Origin of the sequence: Janibacter hoylei PVAS-1, from assembly GCF_000297495.1 — a bacterium.
Lineage (GTDB): Bacteria > Actinomycetota > Actinomycetes > Actinomycetales > Dermatophilaceae > Janibacter > Janibacter hoylei.
Genome location: NZ_ALWX01000022.1, coordinates 41084 through 63511, shown reverse-complemented (window position 1 = coordinate 63511; position 22428 = coordinate 41084). Strand labels below are relative to the sequence as shown.

General features: G+C 71.4%; 23 protein-coding genes and 2 pseudogenes. 10 read left to right on the top strand and 15 right to left on the bottom strand.

Annotated elements, in window-relative coordinates; all coding sequences use genetic code 11:
• Nucleotides 1-27 precede the first annotated feature (27 nt).
• The 9 genes and pseudogenes from mreD to B277_RS05580 form a co-directional block, all read right to left on the bottom strand.
• The gene (mreD, locus tag B277_RS15850) at nt 28-516 is read right to left on the bottom strand and encodes a rod shape-determining protein MreD (protein ID WP_007926086.1); all 489 of its coding nucleotides are present in this window, start codon (nt 514-516) and stop codon (nt 28-30) included.
• Complete coding sequence (mreC, locus tag B277_RS05610) at nt 513-1178, bottom strand: rod shape-determining protein MreC (protein ID WP_007926085.1); 666 nt, start codon at nt 1176-1178, stop codon at nt 513-515. The genes mreD and mreC overlap by 4 nt, the downstream gene beginning before the upstream one ends.
• Before the next feature lie 105 nt (nt 1179-1283).
• Nucleotides 1284-1610, bottom strand: a complete 327-nt coding sequence (locus B277_RS20475) for a rod shape-determining protein (RefSeq protein ID WP_007926082.1) — start codon at nt 1608-1610, stop codon at nt 1284-1286.
• Nucleotides 1516-2330 (bottom strand): annotated as a pseudogene (mreB, locus tag B277_RS05600) (rod shape-determining protein MreB). Before mreB ends, B277_RS20475 begins: the two are co-directional and overlap by 95 nt.
• Nucleotide 2331: 1 nt before the next feature.
• Nucleotides 2332-2766, bottom strand: coding sequence for a nucleoside-diphosphate kinase (ndk, locus tag B277_RS05595; RefSeq protein ID WP_007926078.1), 435 nt, complete (start codon nt 2764-2766; stop codon nt 2332-2334).
• A 14-nt stretch (nt 2767-2780) separates the two neighbouring features.
• Entirely contained in the window at nt 2781-3608 is an 828-nt protein-coding gene (locus B277_RS05590) for an undecaprenyl-diphosphate phosphatase (RefSeq protein WP_007926076.1), read from the bottom strand.
• A 4-nt stretch (nt 3609-3612) separates the two neighbouring features.
• The gene (locus tag B277_RS18890; protein WP_338009734.1) at nt 3613-3732 is read right to left on the bottom strand and encodes a hypothetical protein; all 120 of its coding nucleotides are present in this window, start codon (nt 3730-3732) and stop codon (nt 3613-3615) included.
• On the bottom strand, nt 3729-4007 hold the full coding sequence (locus tag B277_RS17885; RefSeq protein ID WP_007926072.1) for a hypothetical protein: 279 nt from the start codon (nt 4005-4007) through the stop codon (nt 3729-3731). The genes B277_RS18890 and B277_RS17885 overlap by 4 nt, the downstream gene beginning before the upstream one ends.
• A 16-nt stretch (nt 4008-4023) precedes the next feature.
• Nucleotides 4024-5466: a bifunctional folylpolyglutamate synthase/dihydrofolate synthase gene (locus B277_RS05580; protein WP_007926063.1), complete on the bottom strand. Its 1443-nt coding sequence runs from the start codon at nt 5464-5466 to the stop codon at nt 4024-4026.
• Between the two features lie 447 nt (nt 5467-5913).
• Here B277_RS05580 and B277_RS05575 point away from each other — a divergent pair, with 447 nt between their 5' ends.
• From B277_RS05575 to B277_RS05560, 5 genes and pseudogenes are all read left to right on the top strand, one after another.
• Nucleotides 5914-6942, top strand: coding sequence for an iron-siderophore ABC transporter substrate-binding protein (locus tag B277_RS05575; protein ID WP_007926059.1), 1029 nt, complete (start codon nt 5914-5916; stop codon nt 6940-6942).
• Nucleotides 6943-6952: 10 nt separating this feature from the next.
• Nucleotides 6953-7552 (top strand): annotated as a pseudogene (locus B277_RS20255) (iron chelate uptake ABC transporter family permease subunit); the annotation flags it as partial.
• Between the two features lie 106 nt (nt 7553-7658).
• Nucleotides 7659-7976: an iron chelate uptake ABC transporter family permease subunit gene (locus B277_RS18880; RefSeq protein WP_238539375.1), complete on the top strand. Its 318-nt coding sequence runs from the start codon at nt 7659-7661 to the stop codon at nt 7974-7976.
• A gap of 93 nt (nt 7977-8069) precedes the next feature.
• Complete coding sequence (locus tag B277_RS05565; protein WP_007926053.1) at nt 8070-8990, top strand: FecCD family ABC transporter permease; 921 nt, start codon at nt 8070-8072, stop codon at nt 8988-8990.
• Nucleotides 8987-9781, top strand: a complete 795-nt coding sequence (locus tag B277_RS05560; RefSeq protein ID WP_007926051.1) for an ABC transporter ATP-binding protein — start codon at nt 8987-8989, stop codon at nt 9779-9781. Before B277_RS05565 ends, B277_RS05560 begins: the two co-directional genes overlap by 4 nt.
• A 115-nt stretch (nt 9782-9896) precedes the next feature.
• On the opposite strand, the gene B277_RS05555 is transcribed toward B277_RS05560, so the two are convergent.
• The gene (locus B277_RS05555; protein ID WP_007926049.1) at nt 9897-10235 is read right to left on the bottom strand and encodes a cupin domain-containing protein; all 339 of its coding nucleotides are present in this window, start codon (nt 10233-10235) and stop codon (nt 9897-9899) included.
• A 53-nt stretch (nt 10236-10288) separates the two neighbouring features.
• On the opposite strand from B277_RS05555, the gene B277_RS18875 reads away from it, so the two are divergent.
• Together B277_RS18875 and B277_RS18870 are read left to right on the top strand one after the other, a co-directional pair.
• A complete protein-coding gene (locus B277_RS18875; RefSeq protein ID WP_040880940.1) occupies nt 10289-10624 on the top strand; it encodes an ArsR/SmtB family transcription factor in 336 nt (111 codons plus the stop codon).
• Entirely contained in the window at nt 10621-11124 is a 504-nt protein-coding gene (locus tag B277_RS18870; RefSeq protein WP_007926047.1) for an SRPBCC domain-containing protein, read from the top strand. The genes B277_RS18875 and B277_RS18870 overlap by 4 nt, the downstream gene beginning before the upstream one ends.
• Before the next feature lie 6 nt (nt 11125-11130).
• On the opposite strand, the gene B277_RS05540 is transcribed toward B277_RS18870, so the two are convergent.
• The 3 genes from B277_RS05540 to ileS are packed head-to-tail and all read right to left on the bottom strand — an operon-like array spanning nt 11131 to nt 15557.
• Nucleotides 11131-11778, bottom strand: coding sequence for an LrgB family protein (locus B277_RS05540; protein WP_083853660.1), 648 nt, complete (start codon nt 11776-11778; stop codon nt 11131-11133).
• A 49-nt stretch (nt 11779-11827) separates the two neighbouring features.
• Nucleotides 11828-12193 (bottom strand): CidA/LrgA family protein, encoded by a 366-nt coding sequence (locus tag B277_RS05535; RefSeq protein WP_007926045.1) that lies wholly within the window; start codon nt 12191-12193, stop codon nt 11828-11830.
• Nucleotides 12194-12200: 7 nt separating this feature from the next.
• Entirely contained in the window at nt 12201-15557 is a 3357-nt protein-coding gene (ileS, locus tag B277_RS05530; protein ID WP_007926044.1) for an isoleucine--tRNA ligase, read from the bottom strand.
• Nucleotides 15558-15840: 283 nt separating this feature from the next.
• Between ileS and B277_RS05525 the strand changes: the two genes are divergently transcribed.
• Nucleotides 15841-16380, top strand: a complete 540-nt coding sequence (locus tag B277_RS05525; RefSeq protein WP_007926043.1) for an NUDIX hydrolase family protein — start codon at nt 15841-15843, stop codon at nt 16378-16380.
• Between the two features lie 80 nt (nt 16381-16460).
• On the opposite strand, the gene B277_RS05520 is transcribed toward B277_RS05525, so the two are convergent.
• Nucleotides 16461-16904, bottom strand: a complete 444-nt coding sequence (locus tag B277_RS05520) for a MarR family winged helix-turn-helix transcriptional regulator (protein ID WP_040880937.1) — start codon at nt 16902-16904, stop codon at nt 16461-16463.
• 95 nt (nt 16905-16999) lie between these two features.
• Here B277_RS05520 and B277_RS05515 point away from each other — a divergent pair, with 95 nt between their 5' ends.
• Nucleotides 17000-18850: an ABC transporter ATP-binding protein gene (locus B277_RS05515; protein WP_128276751.1), complete on the top strand. Its 1851-nt coding sequence runs from the start codon at nt 17000-17002 to the stop codon at nt 18848-18850.
• A 101-nt stretch (nt 18851-18951) separates the two neighbouring features.
• On the opposite strand, the gene B277_RS05510 is transcribed toward B277_RS05515, so the two are convergent.
• Entirely contained in the window at nt 18952-19716 is a 765-nt protein-coding gene (locus B277_RS05510; RefSeq protein ID WP_007926026.1) for a lysophospholipid acyltransferase family protein, read from the bottom strand.
• Between the two features lie 85 nt (nt 19717-19801).
• Between B277_RS05510 and valS the strand changes: the two genes are divergently transcribed.
• Nucleotides 19802-22420 (top strand): valine--tRNA ligase, encoded by a 2619-nt coding sequence (valS, locus tag B277_RS05505; protein WP_007926025.1) that lies wholly within the window; start codon nt 19802-19804, stop codon nt 22418-22420.
• The last annotated feature ends 8 nt before the right edge of the window (nt 22421-22428 follow it).

The window sequence follows — 22428 nt, the reverse complement described above, 5'->3', positions numbered from 1 at the left end:
GCGCCTGCATCCGCGGGGCGCGAGGCTTCATGCCCACCGCCGCTGCACGAGGGTGGCCTCGACGCGCTCGACGAGGGTCACGAGGACCAGGCCGATCGTCGCGGTGGCGATGACCTGCCAGGCGAGGGCGCCCCAGGCGACCGGGCGCGCGCTGCCGAGGTCGACGAGCGCCGGCGCGGCACGGGTGACGAGGCAGGCGCCGACGACGACCGGCAGGGACCACCACCAGGGGTGCCCGGCACGACGGTGCGCGTAGCCGGCGAGCCACCCGGCCGCCGCGTACCCGAGGGCGGAGAGACCGAGGGGGACCCCGACGGGTGGCGCGAGATCCACGAGCCACCCGCCGACGAGGCCGGTGAGCGCACCGGCTCCCGAGCCCGCGGCGAGGGCGACGCCGACGACGACGAGGACGACGAGGTCGGGTGGGGTGACGACGCCGCGCGCGCCCAGGGCGAGCACGGCGACGAGCGCCAGGGCCAGCAGGACCAGACGCACCGGCCACCGCAGACCGGTCACGACGAGCCGCCCGCGGCTCGCCCGGGTCCGGTGACGACGGCGACGACGTCGACGGTCGCCAGGTCGACGGCGGGCTCGACGACGGCCGTGTCGGTCAGCTGGCCGGGGGCCCGTTCCACCCGGGTCACCGTGCCGACCGGGACACCCGGCGGGTAGGGCCGCTGGCCGGGGCTGCCGAGGGTGACGACCTCGTCGCCCTCGCGGGCCCGGTCCCGGGTCAGCTGGGTGATGACGAGCTCGTCCGCGGCGTGGGTCGTCGTGGGGTGCGACCCCGACAGGGTGCCGATGACCCCCTTCGCGCCCGTGCGGACGCCGACGGAGGAGTCGGCACCGATGACCTCGACGTCGCTCGTCCACTCCCCCACGGACACGACGCGACCGACGAGACCATCCGGGGCGATGACCGCGCTGTCGGCGCGCACACCGTCGCGCCGGCCGACGTCGACGGTGACCCGCTCGGGGCCGGAGGCGCCCGCGCGGTCGAGGGCGACGACTCGGGCCGTGACGGACTCGAGGTCGGGGTCGAGGCGCTCGAGCTCGTCGCCCACGCCCTCGCGGTCCTCGAGGCGGCGTACCTGCTCGTCGAGGCGCAGGTTGTCCTGCTCGAGCCGGTCGGTCTCGTCCGGCCCCGGCGCGACGAGGCGCTCGACCGGCCCGAGCACCTGGTCTCCGACGCCGCGCAGCGGCCCGAGGGGCGCCCCCCGCGAGGTCGGCCAGGAGCACGAGGGCCGTGAGCACCAGCAGCACCGGCAGGACTCGGCGACGCATCAGAAGCGATGACCGTCGACGAGCACGGGCTGCAGGGCGGCGAAGTCGTCGACGCACCGGCCCGCGCCGCGCACGACGGCCCGCAGAGGTGTCTCGGCCACGGTCACCGGCACACCGAGCTCGTGGCGCAGGCGGGCGTCGATGCCGCGCAGCAGGGCGCCGCCCCCGGTGAGGGTGATGCCGCGCTGGAGGATGTCACCGGCCAGCTCCGGCGGGCAGCGGTCGAGCACGTCACGCACGAGGGAGACGATCTGCCCGACCGGTGCGGCGATGGCCCGGCGGATCTCCGCGGAGCCGACGTCGACGGTCTTGGGCAGACCCGTCACGAGGTCGCGACCACGCACCCGGGTGCTCACCTCGCGGGCGAGGGGGGAAGGCGGAGCCGACCTCGACCTTGATGTGCTCGGCGCTGCGCTCCCCGAGGAGCAGCGAGAGGTGACGGCGGACGTGGTCGACGATCGCGTCGTCGAGGGCGTCACCGGCGACGCGGGTGCTGCGCGAGGCGACGATGCCGCCGAGGGCGATGACGGCGACGTCGGTCGAGCCACCGCCGATGTCGACGACCATCGAGGCCTCGGTGTCGGTCACCGGCAGGCCGGCGCCGATGGCGGCGACCATCGGCTCCTCGACGAGGTAGACGCGTCGGGCGCCGACCCGCAGCGCGGCCTCCTCGACCGCGCGCCGCTCCACCCCGGTGACATCGCTCGGGATGCACACGACCATGCGGGGTCGGAAGACGCTGGAGACCCCGACGCGGTCGGTGAACCAGCGCAGCATCGCCTCCGCGGCGTCCGGCTCGCTGATGACGCCGGCCCGCAGCGGTCGCACGGCACGCAGGCGCCCGGGGTGCGCCCGAGCATCTCCTTGGCCCGGCCACCGGCCGCGGCGAGACCGCCGGTCTCGACGCTCAGCGCCACGACGCTCGGCTCGTCGAGCACGACGCCGCGACCCTGCTGGTGGATGAGGGTGTTGGCCGTCCCGAGGTCGATCGCCAGGTCGCGGGCCAGGGTCGGGAGAGCTCGGCGTCCTCGTCGGGCTCCAGTCACGTCAGAGGCTCGGGAACCAGATGCCGATCTCGCGGTCGGCGGACTCCGGGGAGTCGGAGCCGTGGACGATGTTTTCGTCCACCGTGCCCGCCCACTTGCGGCCGAGGTCGCCGCGGATCGTGCCGGGGGCGGCCTCGGTCGGCTTCGTCGCGCCGGCGAGGGAGCGGAAGCCCTTGATGCACTCCTGGCCCTCGATGACGACCGCGGCGACCGGGCCGGAGGACATGAAGTCGAGCAGCGGCTCGTAGAACGGCTTGCCCTCGTGCTCGGCGTAGTGCGCGGCCAGCTGCTCGCGGGTCGGGGTGACCACGGCGAGGGCGGCGAGGGTGTACCCCTTCGCCTCGATGCGGCGGATCACCTCACCGGTGAGGCCACGGCGGAAGCCGTCGGGCTTGACGAGGATCAGGGAACGTTCGGTCTGCGCAGTCTCGGTCACGGGGCCCAGCGTAGTCACGCCGAGATCGTGCCCGTACCCAGCAGGGCGAAGAGGCCGAGCGCCAGGAGGATCCGGTAGATCATGAAGGGCGTGAAGGTGTGCGTCTCGATGAACTTCATGAACCACGCGATGACGGCGTAGCCGACCGCGAAGGCGATGACCGTGGCGATGATGATCGGCCCCCAGCCGGTCTCGCCGGTGCCCTCGCCGCCGGCGATCTTGACGACCTGCAGGCCGCCGGAGGCGATGACCGCCGGGATGGCGAGGAGGAAGCTGTAGCGGGCAGCCGCCTTGCGGGTGTACCCCATGAAGAGACCACCGGCGATGGTGCCACCGCTGCGGGAGACGCCGGGGATGAGCGCGAGCGCCTGGAAGAGCCCGTAGCCGACGCCGTGCCGCCACGTCAGGTCGGTCAGCTCGCGTCGCTGGGTGCCGACCCGCTCGGCGGCCATGATGACGAGCGCGAAGACGAGGAGCATCGTCGCCGTGATCCACAGGCTGCGCAGGGTCGTCTCGATCTGGTCCTGGAAGAGGACGCCGAGCAGGCCGATGGGGATCGTGCCGATGATGACCAGCCACCCCATGCGCACGTCGGGGTCGTCCGTGGCGACCTTGCCCGCGAGCGAGAGGCACCACTTGCGGATGATCGTCGTGATGTCGCGCCAGAAGTAGATGACGACGGCCGCCTCGGTGCCGAGCTGGGTGATCGCGGTGAAGGCCGCGCCCGGGTCCTCCTGACCCATCAGCTGGCCGACGATCGAGACGTGCGCGCTCGAGCTCACGGGGAGGAACTCGGTCAGGCCCTGGACGAGGCCCAGGACGATCGCGGTGAAGTAGTCCACGTGGTCAGCTCTCCTGCTCGGTCACGGCCCGCTCGGCCTGCTCGTGATCGACGCGGCGGCCGATGCGGACGCAGGAGAAGTACAGCAGCGCAAAGATCACCCCGACGGCGAACATCATCGTCACGAAGACTCCGGAGAGGATGGACAGCAGCTGGACGATCCATCCGAGCGCCGGCCCGAAGGCCGCCGCATGAGTCCCGCGGAGACGAGCGCGAGGACGGCCAGGCCGCACAACAGGGCGAAGGGGGTCAGGCCGGCCACGACGGGCGCCTGCTCCTGGTCGAGGCCGCGGCTGGTCAGGGCACCGAAGAAGATGACGAGCGCCTGACCGCCGACGACGGTGGCGAGCATCCGCCACATGAACTTGCCCCGCGGGCGCGGCTGCTGGTCTGACGTCACGGTCGACAAGGGTAGGTCAGTCCTCGTCCTCGACCTCGACGGGCACCTCGACCGGCGGCGCGACGGGCCGCTCGACGTCGGTGACGCCGAGGAGCAGACGCACCTCGCCCACGGTGACGATGGATCCGGTGGCGACCACACCGCCGGCGACTCCCCCTTCGTCCGCCAGCTGGGCCGCGTGGTCGAGGGCATCGGGCAGGGCGTCGACGACGGTGACGCGGTGGTCGCCGAAGACCTCCGCGGCGATCTCGCCGAGCCGCTCGGGCCGCATGGCCCGCGGGGAGGTCGAGCGGGTGACGACGACCTCGTCGAGGGCCGGCTCGAGCGCCTCGAGGATCCCGACGACGTCCTTGTCCTTGAAGATCGAGACGACACCGACGAGGTGGGTGAAGGTGAAGGAGTCCTTGAGCGTCTCGGCGAGGACCGCGGCCCCGTGTGGGTTGTGCGCGGCGTCGACGACGACGGTCGGGCTGCGACGCACGATCTCGAGCCGCCCGGGCGAGGTGGCGGCGGCGAGGCCCGCGGCGAGGACCTCCTCGCCGAGGGGCTGCTCCCCTCCCCCGAGGAAGGCCTCGACGGCCGCGACCGCGAGCGCGGCATTGCTCGCCTGGTGGGCTCCGTGGAGGTTGAGCAGCAGGTCGGGGTGGTCGCCGGCCAGCCCGCGCAGCGAGATCATCTGGCCGCCGACGGCGACGTCGCGCTCGAGGACACCGAAGTCCTCGCCCTCGACGACGAGACGGGCGCCGACCTCGTCGGCGCGGGCACGCAGGATCTCGAGGACCTCGGGCACCTGCGGCGCGCTGACGGCGATGGCGTCGGGGTGGATGATCCCGGACTTCTCGGTCGCGATCTCCTCGATGGTGTCGCCGAGGAAGTGCTGGTGGTCGATGCCGACGGGCGTGATGACGGCGACGTCGGCCTCGACGACGTTGGTCGCGTCCCAGGACCCCCCCATGCCGACCTCGACGATCGCGACGTCGACCGGCGCGTCGGCGAAGGCCGTGTAGGCGAGCGCGACGAGCACCTCGAAGTAGGTCATCCGCGGCCCGCCCTCGGAGACCGAGCGGGTGTCCACCGCGTCGACGAAGGGGGCGATGTCGGCCCACGCGTCGAGGAAGGCCCGGCGGGTGATGAGCTCGCCGCCGATGGTGATCCGCTCGCGGATGTCCTGCAGGTGCGGCGAGGTGAAGCGCCCGGTCTTCAGGCCCGACTCCCGCAGCACCGACTCGACGATCCGGGCGGTCGAGGTCTTGCCGTTGGTGCCGGTGACGTGGATGACGGGGAAGGTGCGCTGCGGCTCGCCGAGCAGGTCGAGCACGGCGCGGATGCGGTCGAGGCTCGGCTCGAGGTCGTGCTCGGGAGCGCGCTCGAGGATGCCCTCCTCGACGCGGCGCATGCGCTCACGCAGCTCGAGATCGGCGGCGGCCTGCCGCTGGGCGGCATCGGGGGCGGGGCTCATGGCCCCGATTGTCGCACCCGTCAGCCGGCCCTCCGTGCCCGCAGCACGACGTCGTGCACGTGGTGGGTCGACACGGCGCCGGCGGGTCGCTCACGCCGGTCGTGCACGTCGACGGTCCATCCCGCGCGGGCGGCGAGGGCCGCGGCGATGGCGTCGGTCTCGACGCGGCGGCAGCTGGGACGAGGTCGTGCTGGCGCATTTCCCTAGGGAAATCACCGGAAGGGTGGAGATTTCCCTAGGGAAATACGGAAGGAGTGCGCATTTTCCTAGGGAAATGCGGAGGGGCCGAGGTCATCATGATCTTCGACCGGGACGGGCACCGCGCCCACCGGCACGACGGGGCGTAGACGGCGAACCTGTGCGCGAGGCACCCAAGAGTTAGGTTAGGGTCTCCTAATGTTGGCCGGTCGAGGTGGCCGGCACTCCCCCTTCGCAAGGATCACGAGCATGCCCCTGAACCGCCTGCGCACCACCGGTGTCGCGCTCCTGCTGACCTCCACCGTGGCCCTGACGGCCTGCGGCTCCGACGCATCCGACAGCGACGCGACGTCGGGATCCGGCGACGGCGCCTTCCCCGTCTCCATCAAGAGCTCCCTCGGCACCGCCGAGATCCCCGAGAAGCCGAAGAAGGTCGTCACCCTCGGCCAGGGCTCCACCGAGACCTCCATCGCCCTCGGGACCATCCCCGTCGGCATGGAGGAGTACGCCTGGGCGGCCGACGACTCCGGCTACACCCCGTGGGTCAACGAGGCCGTCAAGGGCGAAGGGGGCAAGCTCCCCGAGTTCGTCGGCGCCGGCGAGGAGCTCGACATGGAAAAGATCCTCGAGCTCGAGCCCGACGTCATCCTCGCCCCCTGGTCGGGCATCACCCAGGAGCAGTACGACTCGCTGAGCGAGATCGCCCCGACCGTCGCCTACCCCGACCAGGCATGGAGCATCGACTGGGACGAGCAGATCGAGATCATCGGCCGGGCCCTGGGTCAGGAGGAGGACGCGGCCGAGCTCGTCGAGGACCTCGACAAGCAGCTGGCCGACGAGGCCGCGAAGCACCCCGACTGGAAGAACTACACCTTCAGCTACGTCTACACGACGCCGGACACCCTCGGCGTCTTCAAGCCGACCGAGCAGCGCGCCGACATGGTCCGCAAGCTCGGCCTCAAGAGCGACCCGGCGATCGACAAGATGAAGGAGACCGAGGGCACCGACTCCGCGGTCATCGGGTACGAAAACGCCGACCAGCTGAACGACAGCGACCTGATCTTCACCTTCTACAGCGACCCGAAGGCCAAGAAGCAGGCGATGTCCAACAAGCTCTACGCCTCGATCCCGGCCATCAAGGCCGGCGCGGTCGTCTCGAGCACGGACAACTCCTTCGTCACCGCGTCGTCGATGATCAACCCGCTCACGGTGCCCTACGCCCTCGAGACGTACCCGGACATGATCGACGAGGCCATCGCCAAGGCCGAGAAGAAGTAGCCTCCGCCGAGTGACCTCGAGCACGACCGCGCGACGCACCCCACGGACCACCCTGGTCCTCGTGGGGTGCGTCGTCGTGCTCGCACTCGTCTGCTTCCTCTCCCTAGCCGTCGGCTCCAAGCCGACCACCCTCCCCCAGGTCGTCGACGCCCTCACGGGGCGCCCCGACGCCCACCTGGCCAATGTCCTCGACGCGAGGATCGAGCGCACGATCCTCGCGGTCGTCATCGGCGCGGCCCTCGCCGTCTCCGGCGCCCTCATGCAGGGCGTGACCGTCAACCCGCTCGCCGACCCCGGCCTGCTCGGCATCAACGCAGGTGCGGCCGCGGCGATGGTGACGGCGAGCGTCTGGCTCGGCGTCTCGACCGGGTCGGTCGCGGCCGCCTGGGTGGCCCTGCTCGGCGGCGGCATCGCCGCCCTCGTCGTCCACACGATCGGCACCGCCGGCGACAGCGGCGCGAGCATGGTGCGCCTCGTCCTCGCCGGCGCGGTCGTCGCGGCCGTGCTCAACGCCTACGTCCAGGCCGTGGCGCTCTCCCTGCCGCGACACTTCGACAACTACCGCTTCTGGGTCGTCGGCTCGCTCGGCGACGGCGGCCTCGACCAGCTGCGGGCGGTCACCCCCTTCGTCGTCGTCGGTCTGGCGCTGGCCCTGCTGTGCGCGAGGCAGTCTCAACGCGCTGGCCCTCGGCTCGGAGACGGCCGCCGGGCTCGGGGTGAGCACGACGCTCGTGCGCACCGCGGCCCTCGGCGCGGCCACCCTGCTGTGCGCGGCGGCCACCGCGGCGGTCGGGCCGATCGCCTTCATCGGGCTGGCTGTCCCCCACATCGTCCGCGGGCTGCTCGGGCTCGACATGCGTCGCCAGCTCATCGGGTGCCTGCTCGTCGGGCCCGTCGTGCTGCTCGGCGCCGACATCGTCGGCCGGGTGCTGCTGCGCCCGCAGGAGCTCATGGTCGGGGTCGTCACCGCCTTCGTCGGCGCGCCGATCCTGCTGCTCGCGGTGCGCCGCCTCGGTCGCAGGGCCCAGGCATGAGCGCGCTGGCTGGCACCGGCCCGCCGCCGGTCGACCCTCCTCGGGCTTGCGCTCGTCGCGCTCGTCGTCGCGACGGCCCTGGCCACGCTGACGATGGGGCGGCTCGGCATGGCGCTGACGGACCTCCCTTCGGGCATCATCGAGGTCGCCCGCGGCGAGGCGACGGGCAAGGCCCGCTTCGTCCTCGGCCACCTGCGCGGCCCACGTCTGCTCGTCGCCCTCGGGGCGGGCGCCGCGCTCGGGGCCTCCGGTGCCCTCTTCCAGTCCGTGACCCGCAACCCGCTCGGCTCGCCCGACGTCATCGGCGTGAGCGCCGGCGCGGGGGCCGGCGCGGCCTTCGTCGGGCTGCTCATGCCGAGCGCGACGTCGATCGTGCTCGGCTCGGTCCTCGGCGCGGCACTGGCCGTCGGTCTCGTCGCGGTGAGCACCGGCACCGGCCTGTCCAACCCGATGCGGATGATCCTCGCCGGCATCGGTGTCTCCGCGATGGCCTACGCCTTCACGCAGTACGTCGTCTACGTCGTCGCGCGGGACAAGGCGACGGTCCTGTCGGCCTATCTCAACGGCAGCCTCAACGCCCGCGGCTGGGACCACGTCGCGACGATCTGGATCGTGCTCGCCGTGGCCGTCGTGCCGCTCGCGCTGCTGTCGATCCCGCTCGGCCTGACCGAGATGGGCGACGAGGTGGCCGCCTCCCTCGGGGTGCACTCCGGTGCCATCCGCCGAAGGGCGGTCGTCCTGTCCGTCCTGCTCGCCGGCGGGGCGGTCGCGGTCGCCGGCCCCATCGCCTTCGTCGCCCTCACCGCGCCGCACATCACCCGCCTGCTCGCCCGCAGCGCCCGCCCGCTGCTCGGGCTCTCCGCGGTCACTGGCGCCCTGCTGCTGTCGGCGGCCGACCTGGCGACCCAGCAGGTCCCGATCTTCGACGGGCTGCCCGTCGGCATCCTCACCCTGGCGATCGGCGGCGTCTACCTCGGCGCCCTGCTCGTCGGCGAATGGAAGAAGGCCACATGACCCTCCTCGCTGCCCGCCAGATCACCGTCGGCTACGGGGGTGAGCCGGTCATTCCTTCGCTCGACCTGACGATCGAGCGGGGCGAGTTCGTCGTCGTCGTCGGCCCCAACGGCTGCGGCAAGTCGACGCTGCTCAAGACGCTGTGCCGGGTCAACCGGCCCTCAGACGGCCGGGTCGAGCTCGACGGCGAGGACCTGCACCGGATGCGGGGACGCGCTGCGGCGCAACGGGTCTCGCTGCTGTCGCAGAGCGCCAATGCCCCCGAGGGGATCACCGTCGCCGAGCTCGTGACGCGTGGCCGGCACCCCCACCACAGCCTGCTGCGGCAGTGGTCGCCGGACGACGACCGGGCGATCGCGGGGGCGCTCGAGCGCACCCACCTGACCGACCTCGCCGACACCCCCGTGGCGACCCTCTCCGGCGGTCAGCGGCAGCGGGCCTGGGTCGCGATGGTCCTCGCGCAGGACACCGAGGTGATCCTGCTCGACGAGCCGACGACCTTCCTCGACATCGCGCACCAGTACGAGCTGCTCGAGCTCTTCGCGGGGCTCAACCGCGAGGGCCGCACCATCGTCGCCGTGCTCCACGACCTCAACCAGGCGGCGCGCTTCGCCTCACGTCTGGTCGTCATGCACGAAGGGAGGATCCGCGGCGACGGTCCGCCCGCGCAGGTGCTCACGAGCGGACTCGTGGACGAGGTCTTCGGTCTGGCCTGCGACGTCGTCGACGACCCGCAGTCGGGCACGCCGATGGTGGTGCCCCACGTGCGGCCGCAGACCCTCGCGCCCTGATCCCGGTCAGCCCGCGCCACCCGGCGCGCCGGACTTCCACTCGCGCGCGGGTCATCGAATCACGCGCGAGAAGTACCTGGTGCGGCAGTCGATGACTCGTGCGCCCGTCGACAGCTCAGTCCGGCCTCGCCGCCGGGTCAAGCATGACCAGCTGGAAGACGGCATCGGTGACCCCCCGCACCTCGTGGGGCACCCGCGCGTCGAGGTTGGCGACGGCTCCGGGACCGAGGGTCACCACCTGCTCCCCCGCGGCGAACTCCACGGTGCCGGAGAGGCACTGGACGAGGATCGGGAAGGCCGCCGTGTGCTCCGCGAGCACCTGACCGGGCGCGAAGCGAAACATCACCACGCGGCAGCCGTGGCCGACGAGCGCCTTCTTGACGCCGGGGCGGCCCCCTTCGCTCGTCGGCGCGAGGTCGACGAGGCCGGAGACGGAGTGCAGGGTCGTGTCCATGTCTCACACCTTAGGTCTTGATAGGTGACCATTTGGTCACCTACGATGATGACGTGAGCGATGACGACCTCGTCTTCAAGGCCCTGGCGGACCCGATCCGCCGGGTGCTGCTGGACGCACTCTTCGAGCGAGACGGGCGCAGCCAGTCTGAGCTCGAGGAGGTCGTGCGCGAGCACACGGAGATGACGAGGTTCGGGGTGGCCAAGCACTTGCGCCTGCTCGAGGAAGCGAACCTCGTCGTCACCCGCAAGCAGGGGCGGACCAAGCTGCACCACCTCAACGCCGTCCCCATCCGCGCGATCCACGACCGGTGGATCGGCAAGTACACGGCGGCGCGGACCTCCGCGCTGCTCGATCTCAAGCGAGTCCTAGAGGACGACGAGTCATGAGCGACACCGAGATCCAGATCCATCGCATCTTCATCAACGCCACGCCCGAGCGGGTGTGGGCGGCCATCACGTCCCCGGAGTTCAGCCGGCTCTACGGCTACGCCGGCGACGTCGACTACGACCTGCAGCCGGGTGGCCACTTCGAGCACCGGGCCGGCGAGGACATGAAGGCCGTCGGCATGCCCGACGTCGTCGTCACCGGCGAGGTCCTCGAGGCCGACCCGCCGCGCCGCCTCGTCCAGACCTGGGGACCGGTGTGGATCGAGGACGAGGAGCCGGGCACCATCACCTGGGACATCGAGCCGAGCGCGCACGGCTCGGTCCGCCTGACCCTCACCCACGACCTCACGGGCCGCCCCACGACGGCGGAGCAGGTGGCCGGCAACCCCGACCCGACCAACGAAGGGGGCGGCGGCTGGCCCAGGGTGCTATCCGGCATCAAGACCGTCCTCGAGACGGGCGAGGCGATGGAGCCGAGCGCCGCCGACGGCGCCGCCTGAGCCCAGTCAGAGCAGGGCGATGACGAGCGGGACGAGCACGCTCGTCAGCAGCGCGGTCAGGCCCATGGCGAGGCCGGCGAAGGCGCCCTCGGTGGCGTGGTCGTGCAGCGACCGGGAGGTCCCGACGCCGTGGGAGACCGCCCCCATGGCCAGACCACGCACCCGCCGGTCGTCGACGCGAAGAGAGTCCAGCAGCCACGGGCCGAAGACCGCCCCGAGCATGCCGGCGAGCATGGTGAAGGCGGCGACGAGCGCCGGCACTCCCCCGATGTGGTCGGCGATCGCGATGGCCACCGGGGTCGTCGCCGCCTTGGGCGCGATCGTGTGCTCGAGCACCTCGGAGCCGCCGAGCGCCCGCACGGTGAGCGCGGCCGACCCGATCGAGACGAGGGCGCCCGTCGGCAGGGCGATCGCCAGGGGCAGGGCCATCTCGCGCAGGTGGTGCGCCTGCCGGTGCAGCGGCACCGCGAGCGCGACGGTCGCCGGGCCGAGCACGACGTGGATGAGCGTGCCGCCGGTCATGTAGGTGTCGTAGTCGATGCCGAGCACCGCCAGCAACGTGATGAGCAGCGCGGCGGCGACGAGCACCGGCTGGGCGAGCGGGTGACCGCCGGTGCGATCGCGCACCCACAGCCCCGCCCGGTAGGCGAGCAGGGTGACGAAGACCCACGTCAGGGGCGAGTCGCGCAGCCAGTCCAGGGCCTCAGTCAGGCGAGCTCACCCACACTCCCCGCCGCCGCTGCAGCCACGAGGCGAGACCGGCGACGGTCACCAGGCCGAGCAGCCACGACAGGACGAGACCACCGGTGACCGGCAGCCACTGGCTCCCCAGCTCGGAGGCGTGGACCATGATCCCGACGGTCACCGGGACGAAGAAGAGCTGCAGGTGTCGCAGCAGCCCGTCGGAGAAGCGCAACGTGCCCGAGACCTCCCCCGGCCGGCGCACGGACAGCACCACGAAGAGCAGCACCATCCCCACGACCGGCCCGGGGATCGACAGGCCGAGGCTCCGGACGAAGACCTCCCCGACGAGCTGGCAGCCGAGGACCCAGAGGATCCCGTTGATCATCGGCGGCTCACAGGCGCGTGACCTTGACCCGGACCCTCTCGCTGCCGGAGAGCTCGGTCTCGACGACGCCGTCGCCGAGCGGCAGCGCCTCGAGGGAGGGAGCGGAGCCGAACTGCCCGGCGAGGGTCTCGTCGACGATGAGGCCCTGGTGGGCGACCGTCGCCTCCCACACCTGCTGCGAGCCGGTGATCGTCAGGCTGATCCGGTCGGAGACCTCGAGCCCGGCCTGCTTGCGCGCCTCCTGGACGGCACGGATGACATCGCGCGCCAGGCCCTCGGCGGCCAGCTCGTCGGTGACCTCGGTGTCGAGGACGATGAAGCCGCCCACGCCGGCGGGGAGCATCGCGGTGGCGCGGTGGCTCCCTTCGTCATCGGCCGCGACGGTCTCGAGCGTGTACTCGCCCTCGACCAGAGCGATGCCGCCGGAGGTCACGGTCCCGTCGTCGGCGACGGACCAGTCGCCCGACTTGCTGCCCTTGATCGCGACCTGGACCTGCTTGCCCAGGCGCGGGCCGGCCGCGCGGGCGTTGACGGTGAGCTTCTGGCTCACGCCGAAGTCGGCCGCCGCCGGGTCGTCGATGTCGAGCAGGCTCACCTGGCGCACGTTGACCTCGTCGGCGACGATCGCGCCGAAGTCCGCGAGCTTCGCCGCGTCGGGCACGACGACCGTCAGGTCGCGCAGCGGCAGCCGGTTGCGCAGCTTGTTGGCCTTGCGCAGGGCGCTGGCCGAGCTGCACACCGCGCGGGCGGTGTCCATGGCGACGACGAGCTCGTGGTCGGCCGGCAGGTCCTGCGCCTGCGGCCAGTCCGCCAGGTGCACCGACCGCTCCCCTGTCAGCCCACGCCAGACCTCTTCGGTCGTCAGCGGCAGAAGGGGGGCGGCGACGCGGCAGAGCACCTCGAGTGCCGTGTAGAGCGTGTCGCAGGCGGCCTCGGCATCCGCACGGTCGTCACCGGTGGCCCAGAAGCGCTCCCGGCTGCGCCGGATGTACCAGTTCGTCAGCACGTCGGTGAAGGAGCGGGTGCTGTCGCAGGCGCCGGCGATGTCGTAGGCGTCCAGGCGCGCGGTCGCGGCCTCGACGAACTCGCGCAGCTTGGCGAGCAGGTAGCGGTCGAGCGGGTCGGTGGAGCCCGTCGACCACTTCGCCTCGTAGCCCTCGCCGAGGGCGTTGGCGTAGAGGGCGAAGAAGGAGTAGCTGTTCCACAGCGGGATGAGCACCTGCCGCACGCCCTCGCGGATGCCCTGCTCGGTGACGACGAGGTTGCCGCCGCGCAGGATCGGGCTGCTCATGAGGAACCAGCGCATCGCATCGGCGCCGTCGCGGTCGAAGACCTCGGAGACGTCCGGGTAGTTCCGCAGCGACTTGGACATCTTCTGCCCGTCGCTGCCCAGGACGATGCCGTGGCTGATGACCGACTTGAAGGCCGGCTTGTCGAAGAGCGCGGTCGCGAGGATGTGCAGCGTGTAGAACCAGCCGCGCGTCTGCCCGATGTACTCGACGATGAAGTCGGCCGGGAAGTGCTGCTCGAACCACTCCGCGTTGTCGAAGGGGTAGTGCACCTGGGCATAGCTCATCGAGCCCGAGTCGAACCACACGTCCAGCACGTCCTCGACGCGGCGCATGGTGCTCTGGCCCGTCGGGTCGTCGGGGTTGGGACGGGTCAGCTCGTCGACGAAGGGTCGGTGCAGGTCCGGCTGGCCGTCGACGCCGAGCGGCAGCTGCCCGAAGTCGCGCTCGATCTCCTCGAAGGAGCCGTAGACGTCGATCCGCGGGTAGGCAGGGTCGTCGGACTTCCACACCGGCACCGGGGAGCCCCAGAAGCGGTTGCGGGTGATCGACCAGTCACGCGCGTTGTCGAGCCACTTGCCGAACTGGCCGTGCTTGACGTGGTCGGGCGTCCAGGTGATCTGCTCGTTGTTGGCGAGCATCTTGTCCTTGATCGCCGTGACCTCGACGAACCACGACTCGACGCCCTTGTAGATCAGCGGCTGCCGGCAGCGCCAGCAGTGCGGGTAGGAGTGCTCGTAGGACTCGCGGCGCAGCAGGATCGTGCCGGGGCTGACGCTGTCCGTCGCCGCCCCTCCATCGGTCCCTGAGGAGGTCGCGAAGCGACCGTCTCGAAGGGCCTCGCCCAGCGACCTCGTGGCGGCCTTGAGCGCGTCGATGATCGGGCCGTTGGCATCGAAGACGAGCATGCCCTCGTAGTCGGTGACCGGCGCGGTGAAGCGACCGTCCTTGGCCACCGGCATGACGGCGGCGATGCCCTCGCGGTCGGTGACCTCCTTGTCGACCTCACCGAAGGCACCGGCGGTGTGGACGAGACCGGAACCGTCGGTCGTCGTCACGGCGTCGTCGGCGGCGACGACGCGGAAGGCGCCCTCGTGGCCGACGTAGTAGGACATCGGCGGGGTGTAGGTGCGGCCGATCAGCTGGGCTCCGGTGTAGCGGCCGAGGACCGTCGGCTCGTCGCCGAGCTCGCGGGCGTAGTGGCCCAGGCGCGCCTCGGCGAGGACGTACTTGGCCGTGGCTCCCTCGACACCGGGGACCGGCGCCTCGACGACGACGTAGTCGATCTCGGAGCCGACCATGACGGCCAGGTGGCTCGGCAGGGTCCACGGGGTCGTCGTCCACACGAGCAGGTGGGCACCGTCGAGGACCGGGTCCTCACCGGTGGAGTCCATCCGCAGGCCGACGGTGACGGCCGGGTCCTGGCGCTGCTGGTAGACGTCGTCGTCCATGCGCAGCTCGTGGTTGGACAGCGGCGTCTCGTCCTGCCAGCAGTACGGCAGCACGCGGAAGCCCTCGTAGACCAGCCCCTGGTCGTACATGGACTTGAAGGCCCACATGACCGACTCCATGAAGCCGGGGTTGAGCGTCTTGTAGTCGTTGTCGAAGTCGACCCAGCGCGCCTGTCGGGTCACGTAGTCGCGCCACTCGCCGGTGTACTTCAGCACCGACTCGCGGCAGGCCTCGTTGAACTTCTCGACGCCCAGCTCGCGGATCTCGTCCGTGGTCTTCAGCCCGAGCTGACGCATCGCCTCGAGCTCGGCGGGCAGACCGTGGGTGTCCCAGCCGAAGCGCCGCTCGACCCGCTTGCCGCGCATCGTCTGGTAGCGCGGGACGACGTCCTTGACGTAGCCGGTGAGCAGGTGGCCGTAGTGCGGCAGGCCATTGGCGAAGGGGGGTCCGTCGTAGAAGACGAACTCGTTGCCGCCGTCCTCGCCGGGCTCGCGCGCGTCGATGGAGGCCTGGAAGGTCCCGTCGGCCTCCCAGTAGCTCAGGACGTGCTGCTCCAGCTCGGGGAAGCTCGGGGAGGAGGCGACGGTCGTCGCGTCGGTGGTGGAGACCTTGGGGTAGGTCATCGCTGCGGCTCCGGGGGTACTCGGCGGGTCAACTCGGCTACTGCCACGAGGACGGCGGCCGGTCGGCCTCCGCGGTACCACCCCGCTTGCCCACCCCCTTCGCGACGAAGGGAGTAGACCGCTCCTTGGTCCACCGGTCGTGTCGTGACCACCCGTCCGGGTCTAGTGAGGAGCTGGGCTCCCGTTCTTCCGGAAGGCTCGCCGCTGATGACGGCTCAGGCGCCTGTGCCACCAGTGTAGGGCGCCCCGGTGGAGGGCCGAAACCGCGTGCGAGGATGGCCGCATGCCGACCGACCTCGACCGTCAGGAAGCGTGGCTCAGCCGCGAGGAGCTCGACAACGTGCGCGGCCGCGTGCCGATCCTCTACGTCGCGGCGGTGCCGGTGCGGGTCGCCGACAACGGCGATGTCACCGCGGTCGGGCTGCTGCTGCGGGCCAGCGAGAGCGGCATGATGGAGCGCGAGCTCATCGCCGGCCGGGTCAACTACCACGAGCGCGTGCGCGACGCCCTCGTGCGTCACCTCGAGAAGGACCTCGGCCCGATGGCCCTGCCGAGCGTGCCGGCCTCGCCGATCCCCTTCACGGTTGCCGAGTTCTTCCCGACGCCGGGGGTCACGCCCTTCCACGACCCGCGCCAGCACGCCGTCGCGCTGAGCTTCATCGTCCCGGTGCGCGGCGACTGCGCGCCGCAGCAGGACGCCCTCGACCTCGCCTGGCTCACCCTCGACGAGGCCGCCGAGACCGGACTGCAGGCCGAGATGGCTGGTGGCCAAGGAGCGCTGCTGCGTCAGGCGCTGGCCCACCTGGGCCACAGCTCCTTCTGAACTCCCGCTGGCTGAGCCCACACCCCGGCCCCTGAGGAGGCAAGGAACGAGCCGTCTTGAAGGGCCGTCTCGACGCCCCCTCAGCAGCTCAGCCCCTCCTCGAGCCTCGTCAGCGCGTCGGCGAGCGCCGCGCGCTGGGTCGCCGTGAGCGCCCCCATCTGGTCACCGACGCTGCGCCGACGGGCCTCGTGCACCGCCGCCCGCACCTGCCGCCCGGCGTCGGTGACGACGACCACGCTCGCCCGACGGTCGTGCGGGTCCGGCTCGCGGACGACATAACCCTTGCGCTCGAGCGCGTCGACGACGTCGGTGACGGACCGCGGGGCGATGCGCAGGGCATCAGCCAGGTCGCGCAGCCGCGGCGACTCCTCACGATCGGCGGCGACGCGCAGGGCGCGCGACTCGTGGGGTGACAGGTCGTGCTCCGAGAGGTCGACCATCCACGCTCGCCGCAGGCCGCGGGCCACCCGCAGCAGCTGCTCCCCGAGGTCCTCCGAGCTCTGCCCGGCCGTGCGCTGCGTCATGGTGAGCACGCTAGCCGACTTGCCTCTCCCCTCATAGTGAGGTAACCTCAGCATCGCGAACGGATCGAACGAAAGGGGCCCACATGGACACCCCGATGATTTCCCCCAAGACCGGCGGCGGGCACGGACCCCGCCGCATCGACCCCCGAGACCGCGCCCAGCTCGCCGAGAGCCCCGTGAGCGCGCGCCGGGTCATCGCCTACTTCCGCCCCTACCGCTGGCAGGTCGCCGCGGTCGTGGCCCTCATCGTCGCCAGCTCGCTGGTCTCGATGGCCTCCCCCTTCCTCCTGCGGACCGTCATCGACGACGCACTGCCGCACCAGGACGTCCGGCTGCTCCTGCTCGCCGTCGGCGGCATGCTCCTCGTGACCATCGCGACCGCGCTCATCGGCGTGCAGCAGACGTGGATCTCCACGCGCGTCGGCCAGGCCGTCATGCACCGCCTGCGCACCGACGTCTTCACCCACCTGCAGCGCCAGTCGATGAGCTTTTTCACCCGGACCCGCTCCGGCGAGATCCAGTCACGCATCACCCAGGACGTCGCCGGCATGCAGTCGATCGTCACGAGCACCGCCGTGTCGATCGCCTCCAACCTCACGACCGCCGTCGCGACCGCCGTCGCCATGGTCGCCCTGAGCTGGCGGCTGTCCCTCCTCTCCCTCCTCGTGCTCCCTCCGGCCATCTGGACCACGCGCAAGGTGGCGCTGACCCGCCGCGAGATCACCTCACGACGTCAGCGGCGCCTCGCGGACCTGCAGGCCCAGGTGACCGAAGAGCTCTCCGTGAGCGGCGCCCTGCTGTCCAAGACCCTCGGAACCGCCGAGCGCGGGGCCCGCGAGTTCACCACCACCTCGACCGACCTCGTCGGCCTCGAGGTGCGCAGCGAGCTCGCCGGCCGCTGGCGGATGGCGACGATGTCGATCGTCTTCGCCGCGATCCCGGCGCTGATCTACCTCGCCGCCGGCTTCCCCGCGACGAGCGGCGGCATGACGATCGGCACGATCATCGCCTTCACCACGCTGCAGTCGGGCATCTTCCGGCCGATCATGGGGCTGCTCAACGTCGGCGCCTCGTGGGTGGCCTCGATGGCCCTCTTCAGCCGCGTCTTCGGCTACCTCGACCTCGAGCCCGACGTCGCTCCCCCGGCGGCGCCGGTCGACCTCGACCCGGCGACCGTGCGCGGCGACGTGCGCATCGAAGGGGTCGGCTACGGCTACCCCGACGGCGACCGGCTCGCCCTCGACGGCATCGACGCGACCATCCCCGCCGGCTCCCACCTCGCGCTCGTCGGCGCCACCGGCAGCGGGAAGTCGACCCTCGCCTCGCTGCTCGTCCGGCTCGCCGACCCGAGCACCGGGCGGATCACCGTCGACGGCGTCGACCTGCGCGACATCGACCCGCAGACCCTGACCCACGTCATCGGCATCGTCACCCAGGAGACCTACCTCGCCCACGACACCGTGCGGGCCAACCTCCTGCTCGCCGACCCCGACGCCACCGAGGCCCAGCTGTGGCAGGCCCTCGCGACCGCGCAAGCCGCCGACCTCGTCGCGAGCCTGCCCGACGGGCTCGACACGGTCGTCGGCGCCCGCGGGCACCGCTTCTCCGGCGGCGAAAAGCAGCGCATCGCCATCGCCCGCACCCTCCTGCGCGACCCGGCCGTGCTCGTCCTCGACGAGGCGACGAGCGCCCTGGACAACGACACCGAGCGCGAGCTGCAGGCGGCCCTCGACGCCCTGGCCCGCGGCCGCACGACGATCACCATCGCCCACCGGCTGAGCACCATCGAGGCGGCCGACGAGATCCTCGTCTTCGCCGGCGGGCGGGTCGTCGAGCGCGGTGAGCACCTGAGCCTGCTGCGGCGGCGCGGCGCCTACGCCCGGCTCGCCGGGGACGAACCTCGGCAGGGTGACCGTCGGGAGGCCGAGGTCGCCCTCACCGCGTGAGGTGCGGGGCTCCCCCTTCGCCCCCGGCCGTATTTCCCTAGGGAAATACGCAGGTCCGGTGTGATTTCCCTAGGGAAATACGCAGGTCCGGGGGGCGACGGTCAGTCCTTGGTGAACTGGTCCTTGGTGCGGGTCATGTCGCGGTGGTCCTTCGCCCAGGCGTCCTCGTACGTCGGCGCGGTGCCACCAAGACGGGCCGGGTGGAAGCGCAGCTCGTCACCCGTGAGCTCCGGGTACCGCGCGATCGTCTCGTCGAGGAGCTGCTTCATGACCTCGCGCAGCCGCTCGGTCACCTCGTTGACATCGTCGTCGGGCCCGACGTGAATCGGGTCGCCGATGGTGATGTGGATCGGGAAGTTGGTGCGGCCCAGCCGCTTGGGGACGTCCTTGGTCCAGATCCGGTGCGCGCCCCACACGATCGTCGGGAGGATCGGGACACCCGCCTCCTGCGCCATGCGGGCGGTGCCGCTCTTGAGCTCCTTGATCTCGAAGGAGCGCGACATCGTCGCCTCCGGGTAGACCCCGACGACCTCGCCGTCCTTGAGCTTGGCCACGGCCTCCTTGAAGGCCGCCCCACCCGCGTGGCGGTCGACCGGGATGTGCTTCAGTCCCCGCATGAAGAACCCGGCCACCTTGTGCTGCCAGATCGACTTCTTCGCCATGAAGCGCACCCACCGGTTGCTGCGCCGCGCCCCCAGGCCGGCCAGCACGAAGTCGATGTAGCCGGTGTGGTTGATCGCCATGACCGCGCCGCCGCGCTTGGGGACGTTGCGGTCGCCCTTGATGGTGAAGCGGTAGCCGTTGATGAGGAAGATGGTCCGCGCGACGATGATGATCGCGCGGTACAGGGGCTCAGGTCGGCGCATGACTGCACCCTACGGTCTCGTAGGTGGTCGCGTCAGGGTCTGACCGATTGGTCTGGTCACACCCCGCAGTGGGAAGATCCACCCCATGACCGAGCACTCCCCCGCCCCCGACGCCACCCGCATCCCGGACCGTCCTTCGCTGGACGGCCTCGAGGACCGGTGGGGCGCCGTATGGCGCGAGCAGGACACCTACGCCTTCGACCGCGCGGGCGCCCGGGAGCAGGTCTTCTCCATCGACACCCCGCCGCCGACCGCGAGCGGGTCGCTGCACATGGGGCACGTCTTCAGCTACACCCACACCGACTGCATGGCCCGTTACAAGCGGATGCGGGGCTACAACGTCTTCTACCCGATCGGCTGGGACGACAACGGCCTGCCGACCGAAAAGCGGGTCCAGAACTACTACGGCGTCCGCGGTGACTCCTCGCTGCCCTACGACCCCGACTTCACTCCCCCCTTCGAGGGGACGACGAAGTCGATCAAGGCCGCCGACCAGGTGCCGATCAGCCGGCAGAACTTCATCGAGCTGTGCGACGAGCTGACGGTCAAGGACGAGGAGGCCTTCGAGTCCCTCTTCCGCCGCCTCGGCTTCAGCCTCGACTGGGGCATCCAGTACCGCACCATCGACGACCGCTCCCGCGCGACGGCCCAGACCGCCTTCCTGCGCAACCTCGACCGCGGCGAGGCCTACACCGCCGAGGCGCCCGGCCTGTGGGACGTCACCTTCCAGACCGCCGTGGCGCAGGCCGAGCTCGAGGCCCGTGACTACCCCGGCGCCTACCACCGCGTCGCCTTCCACGGCCCCGACGGGCCGGTGCACATCGAGACCACCCGCCCCGAGCTGCTCCCGGCCTGCGTCGCGCTCATCGCCCACCCCGACGACGAGCGCTACCAGGGCCTCTTCGGCTCGACCGTCACCTCCCCGATCTTCGGCGTCGAGGTGCCCGTCGTGGCGCACCCCTCGGCCGAGATGGACAAGGGCGCCGGCATCGCCATGTGCTGCACCTTCGGTGACCTCACCGACGTCATCTGGTGGCGTGAGCTGCAGCTGCCGACCCGCTCGATCATCACCCGCGCCGGTCGCGTGCTCGGCGAGACCCCGGAGTGGATCCACAGCGAAGGGGGCGCCGCCACCTTCGCGCAGATGTCCGGCAAGACCGTGCACTCGGCCCGTGAGGTCGTCGTCGAGGCGCTGCGCGCCAGCGGTGACCTCGACGGCGAGCCGCAGAAGACCCAGCGCAAGGCCAACTTCTACGAGCGCGGCGAGAAGCCACTGGAGATCGTCACCTCGCGCCAGTGGTACATCCGCAACGGTGGGCGCGACGCCGACCTCAACCAGGCACTGCAGGCCCGCGGCGACGAGATCGACTTCCACCCCGACTTCATGAAGTCGCGGTACAAGAACTGGGTCGCCGGCCTCAACGGCGACTGGCTGATCTCCCGCCAACGCTTCTTCGGCATCCCGATCCCCGTCTGGTACGCCCTCGACGGCGACGGCCAGCCGCAGTACGACACCCCCCTCGTCCCGACCGAGGACCAGCTGCCCATCGACCCGATGGCACAGGTGCCCGCCGGGTACACCGAGGACCAGCGCGACCAGCCGGGTGGCTTCACCGGCGACCCCGATGTCATGGACACGTGGGCGACCTCCTCGCTGTCCCCGCAGATCGCCGGTGACTGGCTCGCCGGCGAGCGCGGCGAGAGCGACCTCTTCGCCAAGGTCTTCCCGATGGACGTGCGCCCGCAGGGCCACGACATCATCCGGACCTGGCTCTTCGCGACCGTCGTGCGCGCCCACTTCGAGCACGGCACCGCGCCGTGGAAGAACGCCGCGATCTCCGGGTGGATCCTCGACCCCGACCGCAAGAAGATGAGCAAGTCCAAGGGCAATGTCGTCACGCCCGAGGACGTCGTCGTCGAGCACAGCGCGGACGCGGTCCGCTACTGGGCCGCCTCGGGTCGTCTGGGCACCGACGCGGCCTACGACACCGGGCAGATGAAGATCGGCCGCCGTCTGGCCATCAAGCTGCTCAACGCGAGCAAGTTCGCCCTCGGCTTCGGCGAGCCCGAGCTGGCCGACCGGCAGGGTTTGTCGTCGGTCATCACCGAGCCGCTCGACCGGGCGATGATCGCCGCGCTCGAGCAGGTGGTCAAGGACGCGACCAAAGGCTTCGAGTCGTGGGACTACACCCGATCGCTCGACGTCACCGAGACCTTCTTCTGGACCTTCTGCGACGACTACATCGAGCTGGTCAAGGACCGCGCCCACGGCGGCGACCCCTCGGCCCGGGCCGCGCTGCGACTGGCCCTGTCGGTGCTGCTGCGCCTGCTCGCCCCGGTGCTGCCCTACGCGACCGAGGAGGTCTGGTCATGGTGGCAGGAGGGCTCGGTGCACCGCGCGACCTGGCCCGAGGCCAGCGAGCTGGCGCTCTCCGAGGCCGGCGACCCACAGGTCCTCACGGCCGTCGGCACCGCACTGAGCCAGGTGCGCAAGGCCAAGTCCGACGCCAAGGTCGGCATGCGCAGCGAGATCACCTCGGCGACCCTCGTCGCCCCGGCGGCGACCGCTGAGCGGGTGCGCGCCGACGAGGCCGACCTGCGGGCCGCGGGGCGCCTGACGGGCAGCTTCGACTACGTCGAGGGTGACGAGGTCACGCTGCGCGACGTCGAGCTCATCCCCTTCGTCAAGCCGCCGAAGAACTGACGGCCGGG